The sequence below is a fragment of the Microbulbifer mixtoriginis (SeqCode) genome, from assembly GCF_052466695.1.
Window position 1 is genome coordinate 2,780,914 of record NZ_CP174285.1, and the last position, 18,660, is coordinate 2,799,573.

General features: G+C 53.7%; 16 protein-coding genes. 3 read left to right on the forward strand and 13 right to left on the reverse strand.

Annotated elements, in window-relative coordinates:
• Positions 1 to 3: 3 nt before the first annotated feature.
• The gene (locus ACJJI0_RS12220; RefSeq protein WP_444882785.1) at positions 4 to 2,079 is read right to left on the reverse strand and encodes a TonB-dependent receptor; all 2,076 of its coding nucleotides are present in this window, start codon (positions 2,077 to 2,079) and stop codon (positions 4 to 6) included.
• 289 nt (positions 2,080 to 2,368) lie between these two features.
• On the opposite strand from ACJJI0_RS12220, the gene ACJJI0_RS12225 reads away from it, so the two are divergent.
• On the forward strand, positions 2,369 to 2,686 hold the full coding sequence (locus ACJJI0_RS12225) for a DMT family transporter (RefSeq protein ID WP_252083343.1): 318 nt from the start codon (positions 2,369 to 2,371) through the stop codon (positions 2,684 to 2,686).
• Between the two features lie 100 nt (positions 2,687 to 2,786).
• On the opposite strand, the gene rsgA is transcribed toward ACJJI0_RS12225, so the two are convergent.
• Positions 2,787 to 3,908 (reverse strand): ribosome small subunit-dependent GTPase A, encoded by a 1,122-nt coding sequence (rsgA, locus tag ACJJI0_RS12230; RefSeq protein WP_444882786.1) that lies wholly within the window; start codon positions 3,906 to 3,908, stop codon positions 2,787 to 2,789.
• A gap of 589 nt (positions 3,909 to 4,497) precedes the next feature.
• Between rsgA and pulA the strand changes: the two genes are divergently transcribed.
• Both pulA and ACJJI0_RS12240 read left to right on the forward strand, forming a co-directional pair.
• The gene (pulA, locus tag ACJJI0_RS12235) at positions 4,498 to 7,824 is read left to right on the forward strand and encodes a pullulanase-type alpha-1,6-glucosidase (protein WP_444882787.1); all 3,327 of its coding nucleotides are present in this window, start codon (positions 4,498 to 4,500) and stop codon (positions 7,822 to 7,824) included.
• A 152-nt stretch (positions 7,825 to 7,976) separates the two neighbouring features.
• Positions 7,977 to 9,251 (forward strand): metal-dependent hydrolase family protein, encoded by a 1,275-nt coding sequence (locus tag ACJJI0_RS12240; RefSeq protein WP_444882788.1) that lies wholly within the window; start codon positions 7,977 to 7,979, stop codon positions 9,249 to 9,251.
• Positions 9,252 to 9,376: 125 nt separating this feature from the next.
• On the opposite strand, the gene ribA is transcribed toward ACJJI0_RS12240, so the two are convergent.
• The 11 genes from ribA to glyA all read right to left on the reverse strand — a co-directional run bounded on the left by ribA (position 9,377) and on the right by glyA (position 18,106).
• Positions 9,377 to 9,994 (reverse strand): GTP cyclohydrolase II, encoded by a 618-nt coding sequence (gene ribA / locus ACJJI0_RS12245; RefSeq protein ID WP_444882789.1) that lies wholly within the window; start codon positions 9,992 to 9,994, stop codon positions 9,377 to 9,379.
• Positions 9,995 to 10,011: 17 nt separating this feature from the next.
• Positions 10,012 to 10,647 (reverse strand): retropepsin-like aspartic protease family protein, encoded by a 636-nt coding sequence (locus ACJJI0_RS12250; RefSeq protein WP_444882790.1) that lies wholly within the window; start codon positions 10,645 to 10,647, stop codon positions 10,012 to 10,014.
• Positions 10,648 to 10,663: 16 nt separating this feature from the next.
• Positions 10,664 to 11,152 (reverse strand): phosphatidylglycerophosphatase A family protein, encoded by a 489-nt coding sequence (locus tag ACJJI0_RS12255; protein ID WP_444882791.1) that lies wholly within the window; start codon positions 11,150 to 11,152, stop codon positions 10,664 to 10,666.
• Positions 11,153 to 11,198: 46 nt separating this feature from the next.
• Positions 11,199 to 12,146 carry a thiamine-phosphate kinase gene (thiL, locus tag ACJJI0_RS12260; RefSeq protein ID WP_444882792.1) on the reverse strand — a complete coding sequence of 316 codons (948 nt, stop codon included), beginning with the start codon at positions 12,144 to 12,146 and terminating at the stop codon, positions 11,199 to 11,201.
• Positions 12,147 to 12,156: 10 nt separating this feature from the next.
• Positions 12,157 to 12,600: a transcription antitermination factor NusB gene (nusB, locus tag ACJJI0_RS12265; RefSeq protein WP_444882793.1), complete on the reverse strand. Its 444-nt coding sequence runs from the start codon at positions 12,598 to 12,600 to the stop codon at positions 12,157 to 12,159.
• 65 nt (positions 12,601 to 12,665) lie between these two features.
• Positions 12,666 to 13,136: a 6,7-dimethyl-8-ribityllumazine synthase gene (gene ribH / locus ACJJI0_RS12270; protein WP_152454910.1), complete on the reverse strand. Its 471-nt coding sequence runs from the start codon at positions 13,134 to 13,136 to the stop codon at positions 12,666 to 12,668.
• 65 nt (positions 13,137 to 13,201) lie between these two features.
• A complete protein-coding gene (ribBA, locus tag ACJJI0_RS12275) occupies positions 13,202 to 14,314 on the reverse strand; it encodes a bifunctional 3,4-dihydroxy-2-butanone-4-phosphate synthase/GTP cyclohydrolase II (RefSeq protein ID WP_252083351.1) in 1,113 nt (370 codons plus the stop codon).
• Between the two features lie 99 nt (positions 14,315 to 14,413).
• Positions 14,414 to 15,076, reverse strand: coding sequence for a riboflavin synthase (locus tag ACJJI0_RS12280; RefSeq protein WP_252083352.1), 663 nt, complete (start codon positions 15,074 to 15,076; stop codon positions 14,414 to 14,416).
• On the reverse strand, positions 15,076 to 16,221 hold the full coding sequence (gene ribD / locus ACJJI0_RS12285) for a bifunctional diaminohydroxyphosphoribosylaminopyrimidine deaminase/5-amino-6-(5-phosphoribosylamino)uracil reductase RibD (protein WP_444882794.1): 1,146 nt from the start codon (positions 16,219 to 16,221) through the stop codon (positions 15,076 to 15,078). Before ribD ends, ACJJI0_RS12280 begins: the two co-directional genes overlap by 1 nt.
• A complete protein-coding gene (gene nrdR / locus ACJJI0_RS12290) occupies positions 16,218 to 16,685 on the reverse strand; it encodes a transcriptional regulator NrdR (RefSeq protein WP_252083353.1) in 468 nt (155 codons plus the stop codon). The genes ribD and nrdR overlap by 4 nt, the downstream gene beginning before the upstream one ends.
• 152 nt (positions 16,686 to 16,837) lie before the next feature.
• Entirely contained in the window at positions 16,838 to 18,106 is a 1,269-nt protein-coding gene (glyA, locus tag ACJJI0_RS12295; protein WP_252083354.1) for a serine hydroxymethyltransferase, read from the reverse strand.
• Positions 18,107 to 18,660: the final 554 nt, after the last annotated feature.

Sequence of the window (18,660 nt, forward strand, 5' to 3'; positions counted from 1 at the left end):
AAATCACCACTCTGAAGATACAGATAAATAGATTGCGCGTGGCTCCCCAGGAAAATACCTGTCCCCAGCAAAGCTGCTATAGTCCGCTCGCTCTGCGTAAGCCCTATTGGTTAGATTTAACATCCTTGCTGAGAGAGCCCAACGATCGAATTCCCACCGGGCTCGCAGGTTCAATAAGTTGTGCCCAGAATATTCATGCTGATTTTGGGGGTCGGTGTAATAGCGCCCCTGATACAACCACTCCAGTTCAGCGTTTATACCTTGCCGAGGTTGCCACTGCAGGCGATAGCTACCGAAAGCCCTGGGAGCTGAATCCACAAGATTGCCATCCAGTAATACTCCCTGCAGCTCTCGCTCATCTCGATAACGGTGCTCCGCATAACTGGAAGAAGCCTCCAGTCGCCAGTCCTGGGCAAATTTATAGCCAAGAGCCATCTCTACACCGCGATGTGAGGTTTTCCCATTAGATTGGTTAAAGTACTCCGTATCCCGAAAAATCACATTGCGCTTGCGCATTCCATAAGCGACGAGCTCATAAGAAAGGTTTTTCTTAATAGCTCGTACCCCCAATTCAATACTGCTGATCTGCTCGGACTCCAATTCGGCAACAGTTTGTTCTCGCTGTAAACGGTAAAGCTCTGTTGCCTGGGGAACCCGATATCCTTGAGTCATATTTACAAATAATTGCAGACCTGATGTGAAATCGTAAGTAGCTCCTAGTTTGGGTGACCAGTTCTGGAAACTGTCTTTGCGGTCTTCTGGCCGGCTAAACCTACAGCCACCAAAGCCACAAGGGAGACCATCCTCGGCCGTACGGCCAGAAAGCATTTTATTGTTGTAGTCATACTGTACCGACTCAAAACGTACACCGCTGAAAAGCTTTAAAGTATCGGTAACATTCCAGGTAGCCAAAGTAAAAGGAGCAACGCTGTAAGCATTTACTTGATAGTCATAGTGCTTACCTGCGGGGATAGTCTCCCGCAAAAAATCTGATCCCTCAGTTGGATCTTTTTGGAGTTCTCGTAAGTAGCCTTGAGTAAATTCTGTATCTAGCCCCATTACTACTTCCAAGTTGCCTGCCCGGCTAAAAAGATAGCTACTCCGCAAGCCGATACTCTCCTGGCCATTTTCTTCCAACGCCTGCCCCGGCAAATAATGCTGCAGAAAACGCATATCTGTTTTTCTAAGATAAGGGGCCAGTGACAGCTTTTTTTCCGAGCCCAAATCAATATCGAGAATGGAGTAAAGCCGTACCGCGGAGGCATCGCGGAATGCTTCTGGATTCGGGTTTTCCCTGTCCCGCTGATCATCCCGATAGGCATTGTATCCTTCGATATAACCCGCTGTTTCCTGATTTAAATTCGTGACTGCCAGACGAGAACGGATTTGTGTCTTCCCTGTAGTGATAGAGTGTAAAAGGCTGAGCTTTTGTTGATCGTAACCAGAGTGGTCCCGATAACCACCATCAGATGCCAGGGAAAGATCTGCTCGCACTCTGCCTTTGTTAGAAAAGTTAGATTCTGCCGAAATACTGGCTCGATAGTAATCGTGAGGACCACCTTCAAAGCCTAAAATGCCAGAGAAGGCCTTGGTATTTTCTTCAATTTCCGGACTCAGAATATTCACGACACCATGTATAGCATTGGAACCATACAGGGTGCTGGCCGAGCCGCGAATAACTTCAATTCTCTGAGCCATTTCACTATGGGATTCAAACAACTCATTTATATTGCAGAATCCATGTGCCCGCAGAGGGATGCCATCCTCCATTGTCAGCACACTGCCACAGGCTCCAGCCCCAGATAGTACTGGCGAACGCAATGCGGGTAAATATTCCTGGCCGTTACCCCTTGCCACATTGGCCCCAGGAACCCTCACTAAACTTTGCTGGATATGATTGTGCTGAATCAGCTTTAACTCGAAACGATCAACCATGGAGAAACTTTCTGGATAATCCTGAAACTGTTTCTCAATACGACTGGCTGTGACAACGACCGACTCTATTTTCGCCGAATCCGACAAAGCCACCTGACTGACCGACAAAAGTATTAGCACCAGGCTCTTGGTTTTTATTAACATGCTTCCAGCTTATTTTTCCTTCGATATCAGTCAACCATACAGGACCTGGGCAGGGTTTTCCCACTCTCCCCCTACTTCTCTCAAAGTCTCCTTCCGCATTAAGCTATCAAGCTCCCTGTCAAAAGCTATACCGAAATAAAAACACGCTATAAAAAGGCGTCACCTGTAAATTAGTCAATCTATTTTCCCTAACTTCTAGGCAAAGTGGCAGATAGCTATTCTCCGACCTAACCTCCAAGAGGAGGTCGAAATAAGATTTTTTAAAAATTACCCTTTAAAGAGGAAAAGCATGGCCTGGTTCTACCTGTTAATGGCCGGTCTTTGTGAAATAGGCTGGGTGCTGGGGCTAAAAATATCCCAAGAGACATCGACTCGCCTGCTGGGTGTTGTAATGGCGGTCGTATTTATTGGCCTCAGTGGGTTTTTATTGTGGTTGGCCCAGCGAGAGATTCCCATTGGCATCTCCTATGCCGTCTGGACCAGTATCGGTGCGGCCGGTGCCTTTCTGATGGGAGTCATTTTCTTTGGTGAGACGGCCAGTCTCGGACGATATCTCGGAGTACTGTTAATTATCGTCGGGGTAGTCACATTAAAATTGGCCCGCTAGCTTGTATAAAGGCTTTGAAGGGCAGCGAATGCTGCCCTTCAAAGCCTGGTTAAATAGCGCTTAAAAAAATAGAGGTGCAAAAAAAGAGGCAGTCATTTTTTCAATCCTCCCCGTGATACTTGCGTTTACGTGCCTGGTTTTGCACAGATCGATACATCTGGGATAGCGCTCTCTCCCCTGCCCGTTTCTGCGCGAGAGTTTGACCGTTACGGCTTAGTTCCTGTTGCAGTTTTTGCCAATTGCGCAAGCGCCGATCATCCAGCGAACCGCCCGTTATCGCCTCTTGTACCACACAGCCTGGCTCTGACTGGTGCTGGCAGTCAGAGAAGCGACACTCCCTAGCCAAGGCCTCAATATCGGAAAAAGTCTCCGCCACGCCATCTTCAACGTGCACCAACCCCAGCTCCCGCATTCCAGGGCTATCGAGTAACAGCGCTCCCCAACTCAGGGAGTGAAGAGAGCGCTTCCGTGTAGTATGGCGCCCTTTACTATCGGCTTCGCGAATGGTCCCAGTCTCAGCCAGGGATTCGCCAGACAGCGCATTTAGCAAAGTGGATTTACCCACTCCAGAAGAACCTAACAGCGCGATAGTTTCTCCCGGTAAACACCACTGGCGCAGCTGTGCCACGCTTTCTCGATCCAGGCTATTTACCATTGCAGCGGGTAATTCGCCGAATGGGCGCAATGCCTGAAGAAAAGGGGCTGTATCTTCACACAGATCGGCCTTAGTCAGTATCAGGTGTGGGCTGCAACCAGACTCCCGAGCCAGAGCCAAATAGCGCTCAATACGTGAGAGGTTAAAGTCATCATTCAGGGACGAGACAATAAAAACACTATCGACATTGGCTGCGATCATCTGCACCTGATGCCCCCCAGGTGCCATGCGCTCAAACTGGCTGCTGCGGCTCAACAAACGCACGAAATATCCACTGCTCTTCTCTAACAACAGCCAATCCCCCACCGCGGGCAAATTAGCCACAAGACTCCCGGTTAGCGGAAGGGACACAGCCCCCTGCTCGCCGGCCAATTCCAGGCGACTGCGGTGTACAGCCATAATCCGCAGCGGCAAACACTGCTCGAGTTCTTCGAGCGTCAGCTGCTGTTGGAAAAAAGACTTCCAACCGAGTTTTTGTAGCGGAGAAGCTTCCCGCTCAATTTTGATAGATAGGGATTTAGTGCCGAATCTATTAACAGACCGGCGGGTAAAGTGAGATTTACTCAAGATTGAAACCCTCTGGGCGCAACAAAGCACCAAGCGACCGCAGATACGCGGCCAACAGAGCTTTCTCAGGGAAAGCCCGACGTCTAGGAATCTATCGCCGGGCGTGGGCAGCTGGAGGCTGCTACTGGACCCGACGGAGGGTTGTAACAATCATCAATCATCCTCCGCAGTCATTGAGTTCTGGATTCCGCCAAAGTACCTGGCGGGCTATGGGCAAATTAGCACTACCCGGGGATAGGAGCAAGGATAATCCCGGGAAGCCTCTTAGTAATTGCCCCGCCACAAAAAGCAAAGCCGGCAAAAGCCGGCCTTCGAATCCGATTACAGCGAGTGCATCACCTTTCTCGACTCACCATAACCCGATCAGTTGAGTATAGATCCGGCTTTTTCTTTCGCCATCGCGTTTACTCGAGAAGCATCTTCTCCTGCGGGTGTTTCCACCAAGTGACGAATTTATAAAGGTTTTATGACACCCCCAACCACCTCCCCCAGACCTCCACCTCCTCGGGGTGGGAGGCCGTCAATGCGTGACTGCGATTCAATACCAACTGAGAGAACCGCAACAAGTACAAAAAAAATGGGAAGCGCTATGCCAACAACAAAATTTACAGGGCCCGGCACAAAGGCCGGGCTGATTCTGGGGGCAATCTTCTGCTCCATCCAAATACCGGTGTGGGCATCTGACACACCAGACCCCACAGAGGTCAATATTCCCGGCAACCTACAAAGCCAACTGGGCTGCGATGGCGACTGGCAACCAGGTTGTGTCGCCACCCTGCTCAGCTATGACAGCGAAGACGACAAATGGCAAGGCAACTTTTGGATACCCGCCGGCAACTGGGAGTACAAAGCCGCTCTCAACAACAGCTGGGATGAAAATTATGGCTGGGGCGGCCAGAGGGACGGCGGTAATATTCCCCTTAGCCTGGATGAGGCCCGCGAAGTTAAATTTATCTACGACCACGAGAGTCACTGGATTACCGACAACCACAATAGCGTGGTCGCCACTGTAGCCGGCAACTTCCAATCCCTTCTGGGGTGCCCGGGAGACTGGCAACCCGGTTGCCTACGCAGCTGGATGCAGGATGCCGATGGAGATGGCACCTACACCTTTATCACCTCAGCACTGCCTGCCGGTTCCTATGAATTCAAGGTAGCCTTGCACGAAGGCTGGGAGGAGAGCTACGGCAACAATGGAGCCAACGTCAGCTTTACCGTGGCTGCCGATTACGACGAAATCTACTTTGCTTTTGACTCGAATAGTAAAGAAGTCTCCGTCAGCAGTGATGGCTTCGCCAAGGGTGACCTGAGCAGCGATAAAGCTCACTGGGTAGATACCAGCAGTTTTGCCTGGGATATCCAGGTGCAGGAAGGCACCAAGATCAAATTGCACTACAGCAACACCGCCGAGCTAAAACTGGAGGACGGTGATATCCGTTCCGATGGCACCATCGATCTCACCCCTCTCGCCACCCTGCCCGACAGCGCCCAACAAAAATTCCCGCACCTGGCCAGTTTCAGTGCCTGGCAATTGCCGGGGCAGGCTTCCACTAGTGATCTGGTAACCCAGCAACTCGCCCTCGCCGCTTACGATGCGGAGGGCAAGTTACTGGATGCGACTGGTGTGCAGATGGCAGGCACGCTCGATGATCGCTTCTACTACGACGGTGAACTCGGTGCCCGTGTCGGCGAGGAGAGTATCCAACTCGATCTTTGGGCTCCCACCGCACGGGCAGTAAAGCTGCACCTGTTTACAGACTCCAGCAGCGATAGCGCCGATCAGGTGGTATCCATGCTGCGCGATGAATCTACCGGGGTTTGGAGTGCCGATATCGACAAGCAGTGGGACCGCAGTTTTTATCTCTATGAGGTCGAGGTGTACTCCTACTTCAGCCGCCAGATTGAAACCAACCTGGTCACCGACCCCTATTCCCTGAGTCTCTCCATCAATAGTGGCAAAAGCCAGATCATTAACCTGAATGACCGGGACCTGAAACCGCGCGGTTGGGATCGCCTGCGCAAGCCCAGGTTAACCCAGCCGGAAGATATCAGTATCTACGAGCTGCACGTACGCGATTTCAGTATTGTGGATCAAACTGTCCCCGAAGCAGAGCGCGGCACCTTCAAGGCTTTCACCCGCAAGCACAGCGACGGCATGCGCCACCTCAATAAATTGGCCCGCGCCGGCCTCACCCATATCCACCTGCTGCCGGCCTTTGACTTTGCCACAGTCAATGAGGACCGCACGCAGCAGCAGCAAACCCCCGATCTCTCAGACTACGCATCGGACAGCAGCGAGCAGCAGGCCCAGGTGGATTCTGTTCGCGATACCGATGGCTTTAACTGGGGCTACGATCCATTGCACTACACGGTCCCCGAAGGCAGCTATAGCAGCGCGCCCGATGGACCTGCGCGCATTCGCGAATTCCGTCAAATGGTGCAAGGGCTGTCCCACTCCGGCCTGCGACTGGTGATGGATGTGGTTTACAACCACACCAGCTCCTATGGCCAATACGACAACTCCGTACTCGATAAAATCGTCCCCGGCTATTACCACCGCCGCAATCTGGAGGGCGGTGTGGAAATGAGCAGCTGCTGCGCAAATACCGCCAGTGAGCACGCCATGATGGAAAAGCTGATGATCGATTCCCTGGTCACCTGGGCCCGAGCCTACAAGGTGGACAGCTTCCGTTTCGATCTGATGGGACACCACAGCCTCGACAATATCCTCAAGGCGCAAGCGGCATTGCAATCACTGACCCCGGCAGCCGATGGTGTCGATGGCAACGCTATCTATCTGTACGGCGAGGGCTGGAATTTTGGCGAGGTGGCTGACGATGCCCGCTTTGTACAGGCCCGCCAGGGCAATATGGCCGGCAGCGGTGTCGGCACCTTTAACGATCGCCTGCGCGATTCCGTTCGTGGCGGCAACCCCTTCGGAGGCTTTGAGGAGCAGGGCTTTGGTACCGGTCTGTTCACCGACAGTAACGGTAAGTTTGAGGGAGAAGATGAGCGTGCCACACTGCTAACCCTGGCAGATAAAGTCCGCGTTTCCCTCGCCGGCAACCTGGCGGATTATCCTTTTGAAGATGCCAACGGCAATATCATTACCGGCAGCGAGCTGATCTATAACGGCCAGCCCACCGGCTATACCGCGGACCCGCAGGAATCCATTAATTATATTGCCGCCCACGACAACGAGACGCTGTTCGACGGAGTACAGATCAAAGCCAGCGACAGCGCCGACTTGGCTGAACGAGTGCGTATCCAGGCATTCAGTAATTCCCTGGTTCTGTTCGCCCAGGGAGTGCCGTTTATCCACGCAGGCCAGGATTTCCTGCGTTCAAAGTCGATGGATCGGGACAGTTACAACTCCGGTGACTGGTTTAATGCTCTGGACTTCAGCCTCGCCACCGATAATTGGGGTATAGGTTTGCCTATCGCGGATAAAAACGAAGATAACTGGTCCCTGATGCAACCTTTACTGGCAAATCCGGAATTGGCTCCCGAGCGCCGGCACCGCTTGTGGAGCTCCGCTCTATTCCGCGAGCAGCTGGCAATTCGCAACAGCTCTCCCCTGTTCCGTTTGTCTGATGCAGAGTCCGTAGAGGCACACCTCAATTTCCTCAACACCGGACCCGACCAGATTCCTGGGCTGATTGTGATGGAGTTATCCGATTCCAATGGCAACATCGATCGCCGCTTTGAACGTATTGTGGTGCTGTTTAATGGCGATGACGAATCATTGGAATTTACCAGCGAAAACCTCATTGGTGAGTACCTGTTCAAGCATCCACGTCAGCGCCGCTCTGTAGACCCACGCCTGTACAAAGTGAAATTTGATAGGAGCAGCGGCACCTTTACTCTGCCCGGCCGAACTACCGCAGTATTTGTGCAGCCACGCCGCAGATATTAATTCTCTGCAGATTAAAAAAGGCCGGATTTTCCGGTCTTTTTTTGGATTTTTTAGAAACTTATTTCCGGCTTTCACCAAGTAATAACCCCACAATTGTCATATTCCGCAGATTGATTTAGCTTGTGCCTAAATAATAAATAGGTGTACAAATCATGAAGCGTTTCATTCTCAGCAGTATTGCAGCGACTCTTTTCTCTTCCTCAGTACTGGCAGAAACCATTATCCACGCAGGCACACTGCTCGCTGTTCCCGGTAAAAAGCCTCTAAAAGAGCAAAGCGTAATAATCGAGAATGGCAGGATTACTTCCATCCGCCCTGGTTATGTGAATAGAGATGATGCCGAAGTCATTGATCTTAAGGACAGCTTCGTAATGCCGGGCTTAATGGATATGCACGTTCACCTGCAAACTGAGTTGGGCCCCAATAACGATTCCGAAGCCCTAAAGATGTCCATGCCATTGACCCAAATGCGCTCGCAAATGTTTGGCATGCGTATTCTGAAATCTGGTTTTACCACTGTACGCGATGCGGGTAATAGCGGTGAAGAAATGTATGCGATGCGCGATGCGATCAATAATGGCTGGGTAGATGGCCCACGTATTATCGCAGCCGGCGGAGTAGGTATTACCGGAGGGCACGCAGATATCAGTGGAGTCAGCCCCGAGTTAATGGCACTGCATGACGATAAAACCAGAACGGTATGCGACGGCCCCTATGATTGCCGCCGCGCGACCCGTCATGCAATTAAATACGGCGCTGACTTTATCAAGATTACCTCTACCGGTGGTGTACTTACCGATCGCGCTACAGGTACCGGCCAGCAGATGGAAATTGATGAGCTAAAAGAGGTGGTCCTGGCAGCCCAGCGCATGGGTCGCAAAGTGGCCAGTCATGCGCATCAGGAAGAAGGGATTATCGCCGCACTGGAGGCCGGTGTAGACAGTATTGAGCACGGCACCTACGCAGGTCCCCGCGCTCATAAGCTATTTAAAGAAACCGGCGCTTACCTGGTTCCGACTCTTCTCGCCGGCGATACCGTGGTACAGCTGGCAAAAAATACTGATGTTTTATCTGAAGCTCAGAAGGAAAAAGCCATACGTGTTGGCACAGATATGCGCGGCAATTTCCGTAAAGCGGTCGATGCCGGAGTAAAAATTGCCTTCGGTACCGACTCAGGTGTATCCAAGCACGGCATCAATGCACGCGAGGCGGTCCTGATGAGTGAAGCCGGTATGGACAATATGGCCATCCTGCAGTCCGCTACCGTTAACGCCGCAGATCTGATCGATATGAGCGATTCACTGGGCACCATTGAATCCGGTAAATACGCCGATATTATCGCCACCGATGGCTCGCCACTGGATAATATCGATGAGCTTTTAGATGTGGATTTTGTGATGAAAGGGGGCAAGGTCTTTAAGAATTAAAAGCTTCTGAAAAGTTTAATAGCGAAATTAAAATATTCGAACCCAGTTTTAATTAATTTCTACAAAATAAAAAAGGCCGGATAACTCCGGCCTTTTTTATTGGGGTGCTTCAAGAAAAGTGAAAGTTAGTTTTCCTCTTTTCCTTCTTCATCCTCATTTTCGATCAAGTGACCAAGTTTGCCTTTTTTGGTGGACAAATACTTGGCATTGTGAGGATTGCGCCCGGACTGGTGCGGCAGGCGCTCAGTCACATTTATACCCAAGTCCTCCAACGCTTTTACTTTGCGCGGGTTATTGGTCATCAAGCGAATGGCATGAATACCCAGGTGGTCGATCATCGCTTTCAGAATTGAATAATCCCGCATATCGGCGCCAAAGCCGAGTTGCTCATTGGCCTCCACGGTATCCGCACCGCAATCCTGCAAATGGTAAGCACGGATCTTGTTTAAAAGGCCTATGCCACGGCCCTCCTGGCGCAGGTAGAAAATAGCTCCACGTCCTTCCATGGCAATGCGGTGCATGGCATGTTGCAACTGGGCACCACAATCGCAACGCAGGGAAAACAGGGCATCACCGGTCAGGCATTCCGAGTGAATGCGGGCCAGTAGGGGCTCGTTGGTATCGAAGTCCCCCATGGTGAGCACCACATGCTCTTTGCCGGTCTCCACTTCCTCGAAGCCGTGCATTTCAAACATACCCCAGGAAGTGGGCAGCTTTGAGGATTCCACATAACGAATGGTCAACTTAATACCTCTTCACGTCAGTTGCGGGCGCGCAGTATCAGCACACCCCTCTGCTGTTCCATATCTAACCGGCCGAGAAAACTGTTTCCCAGAAGCACCACTTGGGGAAAGTTATCAGTGTGCACGGTAGCTTCTACATTGTGCAATTTAATGCCACCGATAGTGACACTGCTGAGATTGATCAAATAAGCACTGGTGATACCACTGGCGGTCGACACCGGTATGCGCTTGGCACCATTAAGATTTAAGCGCAGACGCTGGGCGGTGGGGTAATTGATTGCCAGAGTAGTCGCTCCGGTATCCACCATCACCGGAACCAGCATCCCATTAATCCAGGCATCGGTATTAAAATGGCCACGACTATCTCCCATCAAACGCACTTCGGCGCGCTCAGCCTGGGCATAGCTTGCGGCGATGGGCGCATCCAGGGTGAGCTTCTGTTCGCGTCCATTCACGCGAACACGCGCGTAACTGGTCGTCGATTCAATCAGGCCAACCCCTTCCGGTGATTGTTGGCCGGCCTTAAGAATGCGTTGGCGGCCATCGATTTCCAGCATGGCGCTATCGCCAAACAAACCCTTCAGCTGTACCTGTTGTGCCCAGGCTGTACTGGAAACCAGTAACCCCAGCAGAAGCCAAAATGCCTTGTGCATCGATAATCCCTATCCGCTAAGCCCCTACAAAAAACACGGTTATTTGCAATATTAAAGCCGCATAAACGGCGGCCAGTATATCGTCGAGCATAATTCCGACGCCACCCTGTACCCGCCGATCTGCCCAACCGATGGGCGGTGGCTTGGCGATATCGAACAGGCGAAAAAGTACGAAACCGTAAAGTGCCCAAATCCAGCCAGCCGGGGCCATAAACATAGTGAGCCAGTAGCCCACCATCTCATCCCAAACGATACCCCCATGGTCATGTACACCGAGCTTCTTTGCCGCAGCGCCACATAAATAACACCCCACTAAACCCGTCACCACTAGGATTCCCAGGTACCAAGATGGGGGGAGATCTTTCATCAGCCACCAAAAAGGTATGGCAACCAGAGTGCCAAAAGTACCCGGTGCCTTGGGTGCCAGCCCCGAACCAAAACCAAAAGCCAGCAACAGAGTAGGATCGCGCAAAAGCTCGGAAAAACTGGGGTTATGTATTCTCATTGTCTTATTTCCAAAGCCACCACCGGCACTTCCGGGCCAATACCATTTAAAAATGCTGATAGCCAGTGACCGCTGGCGACCAAGGGTTACCATTATGCCAGCAGCGCACCCCGGTACTGCCCTCAATGAGGGTGCCGATAGCAGTTACTTTCAGACCCAGTTGGTCCAAATCTGCAACCCGCTGCTGGGGAACGGTAAAACAGAGTTGGTAATCATCGCCACCGCCTGTAGCCAGAGCCATTGCTTTCTCTGCGGCAAGTGTTTGCGCCAAGGGAGAAACGGCCAATCGCTCCAGATGAATATCAGCGCTGACACCGCTGGACTCACAAATATGTCCCAGGTCCGCGAGCAGACCATCGGAAATATCCAGAGCCGCACTGGCCAACTCGGCAATCGCCGCAGCCACAGGGAATTGGGGTTCGGGATAATAGAAGGCGCGTTCACACTGCAACTGCACATCGGTATTCACCCGCTGCTCTCCCAGCACCACCGGCAGAGCGGCGGCAGCGGCGCCTAGAGGACCGCTGACATAAACGTGATCACCGGGGCCGGCACGGTCTCGGCGCAGTGGCGATTCCGTGTGTCCGATCACCTGAATGGTGATCGACAAAGGGCCCGCAGTGGTATCGCCCCCGACCAGAGAAACACCAAACTGTGCTGCGGTCTGCAGCAGGCCATCGGCAAATTTGCGCAACCAAACTGCATCACTGTGAGGCAGGGTCAGGGCCAGGGTAAACCAGAGCGGGCGCGCATTCATTGCCGCCAGGTCACTGAGATTAACCCTGAGTGCACGCGCGGCAATAGCAGCGGGGTCCGCATCAGCGGGAAAGTGGCGGCCTGCCACCAGGGTATCCATAGAGGTGGCCAACTGCCCCGAGGTGGGTGCCTGCAATAGAGCGCAGTCATCACCTATACCCAGAGCAACTCCTTCGCCCACAGGAGCACTGGCGAAAAAATCGCGGATAATTTCAAATTCGCCCGGCGCGGTTCCCATCAGCGTGACTTCAGGACTTCTTGTCTGCGGCCACTTCCGCAGTGCGCAGGTCTGCAGCAGTCTTATCCAGGATGCCGTTGATGAACTTAAAAGCGTCGGTGGGGCCGAATTTTTTCGCCAGTGCGACTGCTTCGTTAATCACTACTTTGTAGGGCACATCGATGCGGTTTTTCAGTTCATAAGTGGCCATGCGCAGCAGGGCGCGGGACACCGGGTCCAGATCTTCCACTTTGCGATCCAGATGGGAGGAGTAAGCACCTTCCACTTCGTCGAGGTTTTTGGCTACCCCGTGGAAGATATCGCGGAAATATTCCACGTCGGCTTTGCTCATATCGTTGTCGGTATGGAACTCCGCTTCAATCGCATTGAGGCTGGCGCCGGCCATTTGCCATTGGTAGAGCGCCTGCATGGCGTAGTGGCGCGCCTTGCGGCGGGCAGATGCAGTTACGGTCATTGTCTTTTCCGGTAGATACTTCTCAGAATGGGCAGCGCCGACGCAACTGGCCGGCGCTGTGGCAATTAGATTTTGCCGAGTAGGGAAACCATTTCCAGGGCGGTTTCGGCGGCTTCACAACCTTTGTTGCCAGCCTTGGTGCCGGAGCGCTCGATAGCTTGCTCAATGGAGTCCACAGTCAACACACCAAAGGTCACCGGAATACCGGTATTCAGGGATACCTGAGCCAGACCTTTGGTGCACTCACCAGCGACATATTCGAAGTGCGGAGTGCCGCCACGAATCACCGCGCCCAGTGCAATAATCGCATCAAATTTTTTGGTTTCCGCCAGCTTTTGCGCGGCCAGCGGGAATTCGAAGGCACCGGGGGCGTAATAGATGGTGATATCCTCATCCTTGATGCCCTTGCGGCGCAAGGTATCGAGGGCGCCATCTTTGAGGCTCTCAACCACAAAGCTGTTCCAACGGCTCACCAGCAGCGCGTACTTACCTGTACTGCCGACAAAATCCCCTTCAATCACTTGAATGTTGCTCATAATGTCCAATCCGTATTTCTTTCCATACCCGTGCCATTTCAAATGCACCGGGAAACATTCTGTTATTACTCTTCGACGTTCAAGTACTCTTCCACTTCCAGTTCAAAACCAGAAATAGCGCTGAACTTAAACGGCGCACTCATCAGGCGCATCTTGCGCACCTTGAGATCACGCAGTATCTGCGAACCGGTACCCACCTGCTTGTACACTAAGTCCTGGCTGGGGCGCTGCTGCTTGCCGCTGATCAGCCAATCGATACTCTCCTCGATTTCCTCAGTGGTCTCGTTATGGCAGATCAATACCACCACACCTTTGCCCTCTTTCTCGATGCGCTGCATGGCGCGGCGGAAAGTCCAGGGAACAAATTTTTCATCACCGCGCTGGATGGTGAGTACATCGCGCAGGGTGTTACCCACATGTACGCGCACCAGGGTCGGCTCCTCCGGCGTGGGCTCACCTTTGATAAAGGCGAAGTGGCGCTCGCGACGGGCCTTGTCAAGATAAGTGCGCAGCTTGAACTCGCCAAACTCGGTTCGCACTTTGCGCTCGTTCACACACTCCACGGTTTTCTCGTTGAGCGCGCGGTAAGTAATCAAGTCGGCAATAGTGCCGATCTTCAGGTTGTGCTCTTTCGCGAACTTTTCCAGATCCGGGCGGCGTGCCATGGTGCCATCGTCATTCATGATTTCAACGATTACCGCGGCCGCCTCGAAACCCGCCAAGCGAGAAAGATCACAGCCGGCCTCAGTATGGCCGGCACGGCTCAGTACGCCACCGGGCTGGGCCATAATCGGGAAAATATGTCCGGGCTGAACGATATCGCTGGGTTTGGCATTTCTATTTACGGCGGCGCGCACGGTACGCGCACGGTCCGCAGCGGAAATACCGGTGGTCACCCCTTCGGCAGCTTCGATAGAGACGGTGAAGTTGGTGCTGAACTGGGCACCGTTATCCCGCGACATCAGCGGCAGGTCCAGCTGCTCACAGCGCTCCTTGGACATGGGCATACAGATCAGACCGCGGGCATGGGTAGCCATAAAGTTGATGTCTTCAGCGCGCACCTGCTCCGCTGCCATCACCAAGTCACCCTCGTTTTCGCGATCCTCATCGTCCATCAGGATCACCATTTTGCCCTGGCGGATATCGTCGATCAGTTCTTCAACCGTATTTAATTCCATTGCTAACTCTGGATAAATTAATCAATTGCAAATTGAGCGGCTTTCCCTGCAGTTACACTCACCCGCCCTCACTGGCGCGGCATGCCGGGATAAAGCCAGCTAGCGCTTGTAAAACCCGTTCTGGGCGAGAAATTCGAGTGTCATACCACCGTCGCTGGATTTGGCCGCCTCCTCGCCAAGAAGCAGGCGCTCCAAATAACGCGCGATCAGGTCCACCTCAAGGTTGACCCGGGTGCCGGCGGCATAGCCCTGCATAATCGTTTCCTGCAGAGTATGCGGCACAATAGTGAGTTCAAACTCGGCGCCGTCCACCGCGTTCACGGTAAGACTGGTGCCGTCGACAGTAATTGAGCCCTTGTGGGCAATATAACGAGCCAGATTATCCGGTGCGCGCAGGCGAAAACGCTCAGCACGGGCCTCGGATTTACGCCACACCACCTCGCCGATACCGTCCACATGGCCGCTGACAATATGGCCGCCAAGGCGGGTTTGTGGGGTCAATGCCTTCTCCAAGTTGACCCTATCCCCGCGCTTCCAACTGCTGACACTGGTGACATCCAGCGTCTCCGCGGAAACATCCGCCCAATAGCCATCACCGGGCAGCTCCACTACGGTCAGACAGACCCCGTTGGTGGCGATACTATCGCCAAGCTGTACATCGGCGAGGTCCAGCTTGCCGCTCCTAACGCGCACGCGTAGATCCCCACCGCGCGGCTGCAGATCGGCAATCTCGCCGACCGCTTCAATAATTCCAGTAAACATCAGCGCTCGATATCCGTGGTTGCGGTGATGCGCCAGTCGTGGCCGACCGCGCGCATATCGGTAATCGTGATCGGCAGCACCGAGCCCATACGCTCAATGGGCAATTCAAACAGCGGCCGTGCCGTGCTGCCGAGCAGCTTGGGCGCCAGATAGACAATCAATTCGTCTACGTGCCCCCGGTAGAGAAACTCACCGGAAAGGATCGCACCGCTTTCTATCAGTACTTCATTGCATTCGCGTCGGGCCAACTCTTTGAGCAGGGCAAGCAGGTCTACCCGACCGTCCTTGTCCTGAGGCAAAACAACAACTTCGGCACCGGCGTTTTCCAGTCGCTGACGGCGCTCTGGATCGGCGCGCTCAGTAGTGCACACCAGTGTGGGGGCGTCCCCCTGCAAAATAAAGGCCTTTGCCGGCGTACGCAGCTGGCTGTCGACAATAACGCGCAGGGGCTGAACTTCCGCAGCCTGTTCCGCTTCGAGCAGCTCCAGCGCCATCTCATCGGCGCGCACATTGAGATTCGGGTTGTCGAATCGCACAGTCTCTACGCCAGTTACCACTGCACAGCTGCGCGCACGCAGGCGCTGCACATCGGCGCGCGCAGCCGGGCCCGAAACCCATTTGGATTCACCGCTGGCCATGGCGGTGCGACCATCTAAACTCATCGCAGATTTGCTGCGCACCAGGGGTAACCCCAAGGTCATACGCTTGATAAAACCCGGGTTGAGCGCACGGCAGCGCTCTTCCAGCACTGGCCCCTCTACCTCAATGCCCGCATCGCGCAGTTTCTGCAAACCGCTTCCGGCAACCCTGGGATTCGGGTCTTCCATACCGTAAACCACGCGGGCGACACCGGCCTGTACCAGTGCCTCGGCACAGGGACCTGTGCGGCCACTGTGGCTACAAGGTTCAAGGGTCACATAGACGTTGGCGCCGCGGGCCCGCTCGCCCGCATCGCGCAGGGCTTCTATTTCAGCGTGGGGTTCGCCAGCACGCTTATGCCAGCCCTCGGCAATTACTTGGCCATTAGCATCGGTGATCACACAGCCGACCCGGGGATTCGGCATAGTGGTATAGAGACCGCGCTCCGCCAGCTGAATAGCGCGGCCCATCAGTGCCTGGGCACTCTCTACAGCCATTTGACTCATTGCGTTTGGTTTTCCTTACTGGTCAGGCGCTCAATTTCTTCACTGAAGTCGCTGACATCTTCAAAGCGTCGATACACCGAGGCAAAGCGTACATAAGCGACCTCATCCAGCTCGCGCAACTGCTCCATGACCAGCTCACCGATGGCCCTTGCGGGCAGCTCGCGCTCACCCGTTGCGCGCAGCGCATGCTTGATTTGGGAGACTGCGGATTCCACCCGCTCGATACTGACCGGGCGCTTCTCTACCGCGCGCTGGATGCCCGCGCGCAATTTGTCTTCATTGAAGGGCTCGCGCTGGCCATTTTGTTTGATCACCCTGGGCAACAGCAGCTCTGCGCTTTCAAAGGTGGTGAAACGTTCATGGCATTCGAGGCACTCGCGCCGGCGGCGCACCTGATCGCCCTCCGCCACCAGGCGGGAATCGACTACTTTGGTTTCTTCTGCGCTGCAGAAAGGACAGTGCATGTGGGATCGTCCCCAGGGGAATGGAAAATGGGCCGCAGTTTATCACAGCCGTTGCCCCCTGTGACTGCACCACGCACCGCTGCGGTGCAGCACACTGTGATACAGCCATAAAAAAAGCGGCTCACCGAGCCGCTTTTTCCAGCAAAGCTAAATTAGGCTTTCTTGTACACTGGAAACTGTGCACAGATCTCCAGAACTTTTTGCTTCACATCGGCAATGGTGGCTTCAACATCGCCGCCTTCCAGTGCGTCCAGGATATCGCAGATCCAATGGGTCAGCTGCTGGGTTTCCTTCACGCCGAAACCGCGCGTGGTAATCGCCGGAGTACCGACACGCAGGCCACTGGTGATGAAGGGAGAACGCGGATCATTAGGCACCGCATTTTTATTCACCGTGATATTGGCATTGCCCAGGGCCTCATCGGCATCTTTACCGGTGTATTCCTTACCGATCAGATCCACCAGCATCAGGTGATCATCGGTGCCGCCAGAAACGATATTGATACCGCGGTCGAGGAAAGTCTCCGCCATAGCGCGGGCATTCTCTACCACCTTCTTCTGATAAGCCTTGTATTCTGGGCTCATGGCCTCCTTAAAGGAAACCGCCTTGGCCGCGATAACATGCATCAGCGGGCCACCCTGACCACCAGGGAATACCGCGGAGTTCAGTTTTTTCTCGATCTCTTCGTTGGCACGGGCCAGGATAATGCCGCCGCGCGGTCCGCGCAGGGTCTTGTGAGTGGTGGAGGTCACCACATCGGCGTGGGGAATCGGCGATGGGTATTCACCAGCGGCAACCAGACCGGCTACGTGGGCCATATCTACAAACAGATAGGCACCCACTTTGTCGGCGATTTCGCGGAAACGCGCCCAATCCATGACGCGGCTGTAGGCGGAAAAACCGGCCACGATCATCTTGGGCTTGTGCTCCAGAGCTAGACGCTCCACTTCCTCGTAATCCACCTCACCGGTTTCCGGGTTCAAACCGTACTGCACCGCATTGTAGATTTTGCCAGAGAAGTTGACGCGGGCACCGTGGGTCAGGTGGCCGCCGTGAGCCAGGCTCATACCCAGCACGGTGTCGCCGGGGGCGCACAGGGCTTGATATACCGCTGAGTTGGCCTGGGAGCCAGAGTGCGGTTGTACATTGGCGTAATCCGCACCAAACAGCGCCTTGGCGCGCTCAATCGCCAGGGTTTCCACTTTATCCACATACTCACAGCCACCGTAGTAGCGTTTGCCCGGATAACCTTCTGCGTACTTATTCGTGAGGCTGCTGCCCTGGGCTTCCATGACTTGTGGGCTGGTGTAGTTCTCGGAGGCGATCAGCTCAATGTGGTCTTCCTGGCGAGAATCCTCTTCGCGGATAGCTTCCCAGATTTCGGGATCGTAAGAAGCGAGCGTGACAGATGAATCAAACATGGTGTTCCCTCGGTAATGCGGGCTGAGTAGAGACTGGTGTAACTCGGTACCACTGTGCTCAGGCCTTGCAACTTGGCCTCAGGCGCCAACAGGCCCCACTGACTACTCAAAGAATCCTGAGCATTTTAGAAAGGCGCGCATTGTACACCAAGGTCACAGGGATTGCGCGAAAACCAAAACCCGGCCAGTTAGCCGTGTTTTGGACTATTGATTGCCTTAGAAATGAGCAATTCAGGGGCCGGACTCATAAGCCACCTCTTTAAAAGCTTGTTTTACTCAAATACCTTGTCACTGCTGGCCCTTACGCTAAGCCAACATCAAAACCATACTAGGATCACCAGTCACTGCCTCATTCTCACACCAGTGACTTATACCCACCGTCACCAGCTTGTGTGGACCGGTAGGACACCAATAATAATGTATGGCCTATCCTCCTATTGATTTAACCGTTGCCCCCCGTAATTAGAGTGCACCACAGCACTCAGCCTCCAAAATAAAAATGAGGAATTAATACTCAAACCCTGTGCGGCAATTAACATGGCTTGAGCCCAATT